Here is a 10,883-nt window from a genome sequence, read left to right on the forward strand (position 1 = left end):
ACCACGACCGGGCCGTCCGAGCCGCTGGAGGCCACCGCCCCCGCCAGGGCGTGCCGGGACGGACGACGCCGGGTAGCCGACGACGCCGGCACCACCGCCACGAGCGCAGCGGCGAGCTCCCGTGCGCACTCGGGACGGGTCGCTGCCGGCGAGGGGTCCACCCGCAGGTCCCGCGCGGTGTCGACCAGCTCGTCCCAGGCCCCGGCGACCGCGACCCGGGACCGGTCCGCGCGCCGTCGGCGGGTATGTCGCCGCGCCTTGAGGCCGAGCACGACGAGCAGCGGCGAGGCGAGCACCAGCAGGCCCAGCAGGCCGACGCCACCCCATGCCACGACCCGCAGCCAGCCCGGCACACCCGCACCGTCCGGCGGGGCGTCCGTCTGCGGCTGCTCGGCGTCGTCCTGCGGCGACGTCACCGGGTCCTGCGCCGGCAACGGCGGCTGGATCACCTGCGGCTGAGGCTTCGACGGGGCGTCCTGCTGGTCCTGCGCGGGCGTCCGGGTGGTCGGCGGCGTCGCGTCGAACGCCACCCAGCCGTGACCGGCGAAAGCCACCTCGACCCAGGCCTGCACGTCCTTGGCGCGCACCTGCACCGCACCGTCGGTGGGCGCGGCCTTCGCGGTGGCCGCCGTCGCCGCGTCGCCGGCCCCGGGGACGAACCCGATGACCACCCGGGCCTTGAGGTGCAACGACCGCGCCATGAGCGCCAGGGCCGAGGCGTACTGCTCGCCGTCGCCGACCATCGGCGAGGACTGCAGGAGCTGGGTCATCCGCGCCGCACCGTGACCGGCCAACGATGGGTAGTCGCCGTCGTCGGTGAGACCGTGGCTGAAGTAGCCCGTCTGCGTGAGCCAGCTCGCCAGCGCACGGGCCTGCTGCACCGGGCGACCGGCGTCCCGGGCCACCTGCAGGGCCTGCGCCTGGATGACGGTGGGCACCCCCGAGTCACGCGGCAGCACCACATCGGCCGACGACGCGTCCCCGACGACGTCGTCCGGGACCTCGGTGGGCGGCACCACGGCGTCGACCGTGTAGGTGGTGCCCTTCGTGACCCCGCCGGTGAGCACCGCGGCGCCCGTCGCGTCGTTGTAGCGCAGCTCGTCGCCCGTCGACCCGTCCGCCCGGAACGACTGCGCCTGGCCCACCGTGGGCAGCCACACGCCGCTGAGCCCCTCGATGGTGAACGTCATCCGGGCGTGCTCGCCGGCGGCGCTCGTGTCGATGGTGTCGCCGACCCGGCGGAACTCCCCCGACCCCTCGGCGGCCTGCCCACCCGCCACGTTCCAGACCGTGCCGTCGTAGCGGTCCAGGGTCGCCAGACGCACCCGGGCCCCCGCAGGCAGCCCGGTGACGGTGAAGAGCACCTCGTCGTCGGCCTTGACGAACGAGCGGAACGCCGACAGCGGACTCGCGTGCTCCGCTGGGTCGAACGGCGGGGTCAGCTCGTTGCGCAGCACGAAGCGACCGGTGCCAGCCGTCACCGCCGGGGCCAGCGCGACCCCCGCGACCAGGGCCAGCACGGTCACCACCGACCCGGCGACGCGTCGGCGCACCCCGAGCGTCCCCGCCCGGGCGGACGCCCACACGAGCAGCAGGACCCCCATCGCGGTGCCCGCGACGGCGGGCCGGACCGGCGGCTCGGCGGTGCCCAGCAGCACCGACACGACGAGCACCACGACCGGCACCAGCGCCGCCAGCGCACCGACCGCCGGCCGACGCGCCCGCAACGTCACGGCGACGGCCGTGACCGAACCCACCAGGGCCAGCAGGTACGGAGCCAGCAGCACGTCGCCCACCCGACCCGTGGGCGGACTCAGCGTGAGCACGTCCGACCAGCAGGTCACCAACGACCGCGCCACCGTGCGCAGCCCCCCGGGCGTGGGCAGCGCCGAAGCGCCCACCAACGGGCCGCCCCCGAGCAGCGCGAGCACCAGCGTGAGCGCCGTCACCGTGAGAGCCGTCCAGCCACGCCAGCCCGCGAGCAGCCCGAGCACGGTGCCGGCGAGCAGCCCCAGACCCAGTGCAGGCAGCGCGACCGTGCCACCGAACACGACCGGCAGCGGTGAGAGCGCCAGCACGAGGGCGCCCGAGAGCACGGCCACGTCGAGCGCGGCCTGGCGGGGACGGCGGCTGCTCACGCGCCCTCCTGCGGGCGCCGCACGACACGGCTCATGAGTCGACCCGACGCACCAGCGCCGGCAGGTCGTCGAGCGCACCGAGACTGGCCAGGCTCACCAGACCCTGGCGCTGCACCTGGACCGGCTCCCCGGGAGCGCAGCGCAGCGCGACCACCCGCATCCCCGTCGGGACGTGGCGCAGCGCGGGTCGCAGCTCGGCCAGCGAGGTGCGCGACCCCACCACCAGGAAGGCCACCGAGGACGTCGGCGGCTCCGCCGCGATCCGCTGCGGCAGGTCGAGCGCCCGGTCGCCGTCCTGCTCCCGCGTGATGCGGCAGCAGTCGTCGAGCAGCGCGGCCGGTGTGCGCGGGCCGATCCGCCGCGCCCCTGCCAGGAAGGTGAGCTCCCGCTCCTCACGCACCACGTGCACCGCGAGCGACGCGGCCACCGCGACCGCGAGCTCGAACTCCTCGTCGTCGGCGAAGTCGCGGTCCGCGGTCGCCAGCGCGACCGTCGTCCGGGTGCGCCGGGTGTCCTCGAACTGACGCACCATGAGGGTGCCGACCCGCGCCGAGGTGCGCCAGTGGATCATCCGGCGGTCGTCGCCCGCCACGTAGTCCCGCAGGGCGTGGAACGACATGTCCGAGTCCGACAGGTCACGTGTGGCCTGCCCCTCCAGGTCGCGCAGCAGACCCGCACGCGCAGCCCCGAACGTGACCACCCGCGGGTGGATGAACAGCTCGACCGACTGCGTCCACACCCGTCCCCGGCTCACCAGCCCGAACGGGTCACCGCGGCGGACCCGCACGGGACCGACCACGACCACCCCCCGGTGCGCGGTGGGGACCGCGAACACCTCCTCCCAGCCGGCGCTGGCCGCCAACGAGGGCAGCGCGAGCTCGGCCGTGACCGGGCCGACCGGCACCTCCAGCCGGGCGCCCAACGACCTGTGCGACCCCGCGTTGACCACCACGAGCCGACCCAGCGCACGCTGCCCGACGTGCACCCGGTGGTCGGCGAGGTCGAGCTGCACCTCGAACCGCGAGCGCCCGAACGACATCGCCGCGCCGGCCCCCAGCACCACCGCCCCCACGACGCCGAGGCCGGCCAGCTCGCCCCAGCCGAGCAGCCGACCCGCGACGAGCCCGGCGACGGCCAGCACGGCCACCACCCAGCCCACGGCCGAGACCCGGACCCCCATCGGTCAGGAGGTCCGCAGGACCGGCGGCGCGACCGAGCCGAGCACCCGGTCGAGGACCTGCTCACCGGTGACACCCGCGAACTCGGCCTCGGGCTCCACGATGAGCCGGTGCGACAGCACGGGGCGCGCCAGCTGCTTGACGTCGTCGGGCACCACGTAGGCCCGGCCCTGGGAGGCGGCCCACACCTTCGCACAGCGCACCAGGGCGAGCCCGCCGCGCACGCTGGACCCGAGCAGCGTCTGCGGGTCGTCACGCGTGGCCTCGGTCAGCCGTGCCACGTAGTCGAGCACAGCGGCGTCCACGTGCACCTCGAGCGCGAGGTCCGCCATCGTGCCGACCGACTCGGTCGAGATCTTCGGCGTGAGCCCGATCGTGCGGTCACGGGCACCGGCCAGGATCGTCAGGGCGGAGGCGCGGTCGGGGTAGCCGAGCGAGGTCTTGAGCAGGAACCGGTCGAGCTGGGCCTCCGGGAGCCGGTAGGTGCCGGCCTGCTCGATGGGGTTCTGGGTCGCGATCACCATGAACGGCCGCCCGACCGGATGGGTCACCCCGTCGACCGTGACGTTGGCCTCCTCCATCACCTCGAGCAGCGCCGCCTGCGTCTTGGGGCTCGCCCGGTTGATCTCGTCGGCCAGCACCACGGAGGCGAACACCGGGCCGGGGTGGAACTCGAACCGACGGGTGCCCTGGTCGTAGATGGTGACCCCGGTGACGTCCGAGGGCAGCAGGTCCGGGGTGAACTGGATGCGGTGGTGGCTGCCCTGCACGGTGGCGGCGACCGCCTTGGCCAGGGACGTCTTGCCGGTGCCCGGGGCGTCCTCGAGCAGCACGTGGCCCTCGGCGAGCATCGCGGTGAGCACCAGACGCACCGCATGGTCCTTGCCCAGGACCACCTGGGAGACGTTGGCGACGAGCGCGTCGAACGTCTGCGCGAACCATGTGCACTGCTCGGGGGTCATCGGTCCTGCTCCTCGGTCATGGGGCCACCATGGTCGCAGCCGCCTTCCAGTCCCCGGGCAGGCCGCCCGGTGACACGGCACGAACCTGCACCCCGATCGAGGTGCCGGTCGCGATCGCTCCCAGGTCGGCCTGGTCCAGCTGGGTGCCCGTGACGGTCGCGACCGTCGACCAGGCGCCCCCACCGACGGAGGCCTGGACCTCGTAGTGGTCGACCTGCCCGGTGACCGCCGCCCACGTGGCGCCCACGAGGACGTGGGTGCCGGGTCCGCTGTTCGACCGCCACGCCGTCACCCAGTCCGGTGCGGGCAACGTGGCCTGCCACAGCACCGACCCGGTGGCGGCATCCCCCGACCCGACGGCTGAGCGGGCCACCACCGTGGCGGTGAAGGTCGCCCTGTCCTTGCCCTGGGTCGCCCGGGCCGGCACCGACAGGGTCGTCGAGGTCCCCGCGGCGGTCACCGAGCCGATCTGCACCCCGTCCGCCGCCAGCGTCACGACGTAGTCACCTGCCTGTGCCTGGCCCCAGTCGGCCGGCGGCTGCCAGCTCACCGCGGCCGACGTGACGAGCCCGGCGTCGCTGACCCCGGTCACCTGGACCGCGACGGACTGCGGCGCGCTCGGCACGGTGAGCGGGGTGGTCCGGCTGGTTCCGGCGACCACGGCACCGCAGCCCGCGGCGTTGCACGCCTGGACCTGGACGGTGACCGGATGCCCGCCGGGCAGGCCGGTGATGGTGGTCGAGCGCACGTCGCCGGGCTCCACGGTGACACCGTTGTAGGTGAGCCGGTAGGTGGTGATCGGTGACCCGTTCGGGTCGGCGGCACCCCACCGCACGGTCGCGGTCGCCTGCCCGGGTGGGCTCGCCGTCTGCGACCCGACGACGACGACGTTGGAGGCCGACCCGGGCACCCCGAAGGTCGAGGCGGACGTCGTGGCAGGCGGCGAGACACCGCGAGCGTTCGAGGCCACCAGCGTGAAGGTGTACGGCACCCCGTTCGCGGCACCGAGCAACGCATAGCCCGTGGCACCCGCGTCCAGGTGCTCGGTCGCGTCCAGCCCCCCGCCGCTGATCGTCAGGGTGTAGCCGAGCAGCGGAGACCCGTTGCTGGCGGCCGGTGTCCACGACACGGCGATCTGCCCGCCGGCCGGTGTGTCGACCCGGCTCGCGGTCAGGTCGGTCGGCGCCGACGGGACCGCGGACGGGACCGCAGTGGCCGACCAGGGGCTCCAGCCTCCCGGGACGGGCGAACGGTTGAGCGCGCGCACCCGCACGCTGTAGGCTTGGCCGTTCTGCAACCCGGTGAACGTCGCCGAGGTGCTCGTCGCCTGCTGGACCGCCGGGTCGTCCGGGCTGGCCGGTGCCGGTGAGATCTCCACCTGGTAGGAGACGATCGCCGACCCGTGGTTGGCCGGTGCCTGCCAGGTCGCGCTCACCGAAGCGTTCCCCGTGGTCAGAGCGGGCGCGTCGGGCGGGTCGGGGACCGCGTCGGGACGGGCGGACGCGGACGGGGCGCTCGCCGGGGACCAGCCCACCGCGTTCTGCGCCGCGACCGTGAAGGTGTAGTCGGTGCCGTTGGTGAGCCCGCCGATGGTGCACACCGTCGTCGCGCAGGCGGTCGTGACCCCACCCGGGTCGGCCACCACCCGGTAGCCGAGAACGGGTGAGCCGCCGTCACCCGGGGCCGACCAGGCGAGCACGACCGCCTGGTCGCGCAGCTCCTGGGCGTGCGGGGCGGCCGGCGCGTCCGGCAACGTGCTCACCCGCAGCTCCACCCGGCCCTCGACCTCGCGGTCGGCGTCCATCGTCATGTCACGGACCCGGAACCTGGTGACCATCGTGCCGACGAAGTCACCCGCGGGGTGCACGGTCACGCTGCTGCCGTCGGTGCTCGCCGAACCCGCCCCCGCGGTCTCGACGGTGGCGCTCACGACGACGAGCGAGCCGCCCTGGTCCGCGAACGGGTTGAAGGCGCCGTCGAGCACCCGCACGCTCCGGTCCCGACCGGCCACGCCGTCGCTCAGCGCCTGGTCCTGCACGCGGGCCAGCGGACGGGTGCTCGCCCGCACCACGAGCGGCAGCGTCACCGGCAACGATCCCGACGTGCCATAGCTGATCGCCAGCGACAGCGTCCCGGCGGTACCTCTCGCCGTCGTCGCGGCGGCCCCGACCCTGAGCACCGAGCCCGACAGCGTCACCGTGAACCCGGCGGGCACCGCGTCGGTGAGCTTGTACCCGTAGTCCCCCGCCTTCGGGACGTCACCCTCCGGGGTCCGCATGAACGCCGTGAGGTCGACGGTGAGCGGCGTCTCCCCGGGCCCCACCTCGACGGTCGACGGGGTGAAGGTCGGCGGGTGCTCGTCGGTCGCGTACACGGTGATCGACAACGTGAGGGTCGACTGCCTGGCGTCGGCGTCCCCGGGACCGGTCGAGTCGGTGACCGGCACGGTGATCGACGCCGGTCCGGCGTACCCGGCCGCCGAGACGAACCGCAGGGTGCTGGGGTCGACCACGAGCGACGAGCCGTCCGAGCGGGTCGCGGTGACCTTGGTGGCGTCGGCGATCGACGCCGTCCGCCCGGGGGCGACCTGGACCTGCGTGTCGAGCGGGATGCGCAGCTCGGCGCCCGAGGCGACGCGCAACGCGGGTGCCTTCGGCCGCGGGGCCGGCGGGAAGAAGCCGAGCGCCGGCACGGTGATGAACGCGTAGGACGACGCGCTGGGGTCGCGGCTGTTGACCAGCTGGTACGGCAGGGTCTGGGCCTGGTCGGCGAGCGTGACCTCGACCTTGCCGCCGACGACGCGCGCGACCGCCGCGGCGGTGCTCGGGACCACGACCCGCAGCTCGTCGAGGGGGCCGCTCGGGTTCTGCGCGACCGCCAGCACGTCGACGTCCACCTGGGTGCGGCCGATGGTCTCGGTGGCCGGGACCACGACGTCCTGCGCGATCGGCGGAAGGACCGGCGCGTTCGCGGCGACCGTGACGGTGAGCACCGCGCTGTCCTGGCCCCCGCGGGCGTTGCGGGCCGTGTACAGCACCGAGAGCACACCCGGGTCGGGCGGCGCACGCACCACCACCCGGGTGCCCTGCACGCTCGCCTGGGCGGCGTCCGGACCCGATCCGGTGTCACCGGACAGCGCCAGGGAGTCGACGAGCTGCAGGTCGCCGCCGCCGGAGTCCACGTCGTTGGCCAGCACCCGCACCTCGACGGTGCGCCCCGGGGCAACGGTCACCGCGTCGTCGCGTGCCACGACCGTCGCGACCGTCGTGGGCCGCGGGCTGATGCCCACCCGGACCTGGCCCACCGCCCGCTGACCGGTCCAGTCCTCGACCGCGTAGGTGAACTTGTCGGTCCCGGACGTCCCCGGCAGCGCCCGGTACTCCAGGTAGTCGGCGCCCACCGCGGTGACGATGCCCAGCTGGGGGGCGTTGTCGCCCAGGCCGAGCAGCGTGACGCCGTCACCGTCGGCGTCGATGCCGTGCAACGGGATGGGGATGCGCACCGTCTCGGACTCGAAGACCCGGGCGACGACCGGCTGCGGGGTCGGCGCGACCTTGGTCGCCGCGTCGGAGGCGTGCACCCGGACGGTGAGCCGCGCCGCGGTGGACACCCCGGCGGAGTTGGTCACCTGGAACACCGTGGACACCGTCATCGGCGTCGCCGGCGCCTGGTACCGCAGCACGTCGCCGGAGACGAAGAGCAGGCCCTGGTCGGCCGCGAGCGGCTCCGGCAGGGTCCGGCTGAGCGTGAGGTCGCCGCCCCCGGGGTCGTACGCCCCGTCGAGGGCCGCGATCGTCACCACGGCACCGGTGCGGACGGTGGCCTCGACGTCCGGGACGACAGGTGGCTGGCTGATCGCCGGTGCCGTCACCGACTGCACGAGGATCGAGCCGACCGCCGCGCTCGCGCCGTTCGACACCGTGTAGGGGACGCTCACCGGACGGTCAAGCACCCGGTCGGCAGTGATCTGCACCAGGTGGTGCTCGATGACGGCGACGTGCAGCCCCGAACCGTCCGGCACGGTGACGTCCTGCAGCACGAGCACGAGGTTGTTCGGGTCCTCGTCGTTGGCCAACGGGTCGACGGTCACCGACCCGCCGGCCGGCAGCAGCGCACGGTCGGCCATCGCGACCGGCGGCCGCACCTGGTCGGGGTACTCCTCGACGTCGATGCGCGCCCACCCGGTGGCCTGCGTCGGCGAGGCCACCACCGTGAAGCTCACGTAGTAGGTGCCGGCCCGGGTCGCCGTGAAGCTGAAGGTGCCGCCCAGCAGGTTCGGCGTGATGGTCGCGCCGGGCACGTCACCGACCCCGGCCAGCCGGGCCGGTTCGGCGGTGACCGAGCGCACGGCCTTGAGCGGGGACACCACGACGGCCTGGTTGACGTACCCGACGGCGTGCACCGGGTCGATCTGCGGGACCAGCGAGCCGGGGTCGCGGACCTGGACGTCCACCGTGCCGCTCACGGGGTCACCGATCCCGTCGCTCACCTGCACGGTGACCACGGTGTTCCCGGTCAGCCCACCGGCGTGCACCGTGAGCGTGCCGTCGCTGCGCGTGGTCACGGTCCCGTAGGTGGGGTCCATGCTCGCGCCCACGAGCACGAGGGCGTCGCCGTCCGGGTCGCTGAAGTCGGAGAGCACGTCCTGGTCGAGGCTGCCGCCCTGCTCCACCTGGACGGTCGAGGTGCGCACCTGGTGCGGCGGCTCGTTCTGCCCGGCGTCCCGGACCTTGAGGTGCACGGTGGCGGTGGCCGGCGCCCGGGTCCCCGGGCGGTCCGTCACCGTGTAGGTGAACGACGCCTCGCCGGACGCGCCGTCCGCCAGCTGGACCTGGAGGGCACGACCGCCCTGCACCACCTGGAGGGTGCCGAAGGCGGGTGGCAGCGGGTCGACCGACGAGATGACGAGGATGCCGCAGTCGGAGGTCGAGTCGTTGTCGAGCACGGGCAGCACCGTGGTGCGCCCCGGGCGCACCCCGAAGGTGTCGTCGGCGGCGCTCGGCGGTGCGCCCTCCTGGGAGCACTGCGCCGACTGCGCCTGCGTGACCTGGGTGCCGTCGTTCTCGTCCGGGGTGGTGTCGGTCTGCTGGGGGGTGATCTGCTTCCAGTCCGGCACCCTGACGCGCGGGTCCTGCGGCAGCCAGGCCCGCCCGGTGGCGACGTCGTTGAGCACCACCCTGCCCCGGTTCACCCGAAAGACGAGGGTGTCGGCCGAGGTGACGCCCTCCCGGTCGGCGTCGGTCAGCGTGCTGCCGCACAGCCGCATCCAGTTGCCGGTCGCGCTCGCCCAGGCGGCGTAGCCGCAGGCCCCGACCCGCACCGGGGCGGCCGGGCGACCCGACCCCGAGGTCCGGTGCTCGATCGGCCGGCCACCGTCGAGCGGGACCTCGTAGAGGGCGTCGGCCGATGCGACGAGCACCGAGTCGGCCGCCGGTCCGGGCTGCTGGAGCGTGAGGTGGTCCCCGTCGAGCTCGACCTGCCCCGACCGGGTGCGCACGGTGTGTCCGTCGAGCACCACCGGCTCGTCGCCGACGGCGGTGAGCTGGTCGACCGCAGTCACGCTGCCGTGCAGCGGCCCGCCCGCGGTCTGGCTGGCACCGCCGGCCGCCGGCCGTAGCGTCGAGGTGGCCCCCGACGCCGTCGCCGTGAGCACCGTCCCGTCCTGGGCGACGACCGCCGCGCCACCCGCCCCGAGCGCCAGGTCGGGGCTGCCGGTGGCGACGTCCAGACCGGCCAGACCGTCGACCGTGCGCAGCCACACCCCGCCGTCGCGGCTCGTCACCAGCACTGTGCCACCGGCCATCGCCACGGTGTCCCCCGTGGTGACCGGGACCCGGGTGCTCACCGCCACGTTCGCCGTGTCGACCAGGGAGATCGTGGCCGGCTCGACCAGCAGCACCTGGGAGCCGTCCTGAGCGACGTCGAGCACCGAGCCGGTGGCCGCCAGCCCCCCGTCGAGCTCCTCGACCGGCACGTTGTAGCGCCCGAGCGCCATGGACGACGCCGAGGTGAGCCACACCCCGCCGTCGTCCAGGTCGAGGCGGGCCACCGGGAAACCGTCCTGCAGCACCGCGAGCGTCACGACGAGCGCCGGGACGGTCACCGCGGCGGCGAACGACCCGCGTCGCCGGTTCCAGCGCACCCTCACGGCACGCAGCCCTTCGCGGGGGTGGGCGAGTACCGCCCGTCCGCCCGTCGCACCGACACCTCGACGCAGGTCTGGCCGACGGCCTTGGCCGACGGCACGCTCACCTGAGCGACGTCGACGAGCGCCAGCTGCGGCGCCTGGGTGAGGCTCAGCAGGCCCCACAGGTAGCCGTCACCGGGCTGCGGGTCCGGGTTGTGCCAGGTGAAGACGACCGACCCGTCGGCCTGCCGCTGCCCCGCCAGGTCGGTGGGCGCCGGCACCACCGAGTCGACCGAGGCCGGCGGCGGCACGAACGCGGCGGGTGAGGACGGCGCGCCACCGGCGTCCCGGTGCACCGCCTCGGCCAGCCCTACCGTGACCGCCGCCACGAGGACCACCGCACCCGCGCCGACGAGCCAGCGCACACCCCGGCTCGACCGCGGTCGAGCCGGGGCACCGGAGGCCTCGTCGGCTGCGG

The 10,883-nt window shown here is 74.7% G+C and carries 4 protein-coding genes and 1 pseudogene; all 5 read right to left on the reverse strand.

The window, feature by feature from the left end:
• A partial coding sequence (locus tag F2B26_RS11520) for a transglutaminase TgpA family protein (protein WP_159809497.1) occupies nt 1-2,138 on the reverse strand: 2,138 nt, incomplete at its 3' end.
• Nucleotides 2,139-2,169: 31 nt separating this feature from the next.
• Nucleotides 2,170-3,318: a DUF58 domain-containing protein gene (locus F2B26_RS11525; RefSeq protein WP_159809499.1), complete on the reverse strand. Its 1,149-nt coding sequence runs from the start codon at nt 3,316-3,318 to the stop codon at nt 2,170-2,172.
• A 3-nt stretch (nt 3,319-3,321) separates the two neighbouring features.
• The gene (locus tag F2B26_RS11530; RefSeq protein WP_159809501.1) at nt 3,322-4,278 is read right to left on the reverse strand and encodes an AAA family ATPase; all 957 of its coding nucleotides are present in this window, start codon (nt 4,276-4,278) and stop codon (nt 3,322-3,324) included.
• 16 nt (nt 4,279-4,294) lie between these two features.
• Nucleotides 4,295-10,426: a fibronectin type III domain-containing protein gene (locus tag F2B26_RS11535; protein WP_235929628.1), complete on the reverse strand. Its 6,132-nt coding sequence runs from the start codon at nt 10,424-10,426 to the stop codon at nt 4,295-4,297.
• Nucleotides 10,423-10,883, reverse strand: a pseudogene (locus F2B26_RS11540) (serine/threonine-protein kinase); the annotation flags it as partial. The gene F2B26_RS11535 and the pseudogene F2B26_RS11540, both read right to left, overlap by 4 nt.

Source organism: Cellulomonas citrea (assembly GCF_009829685.1).
Taxonomy (GTDB): Bacteria; Actinomycetota; Actinomycetes; order Actinomycetales; family Cellulomonadaceae; genus Cellulomonas; species Cellulomonas citrea.

Coding starts and splice junctions, on each gene's coding strand:
- F2B26_RS11525 (WP_159809499.1), bottom strand. CDS start 3,318: ATGGGGGTCCGGGTCTCGGCCGTGGGCTGGGTGGTGGCCGTGCTGGCC.
- F2B26_RS11530 (WP_159809501.1), bottom strand. CDS start 4,278: ATGACCCCCGAGCAGTGCACATGGTTCGCGCAGACGTTCGACGCGCTC.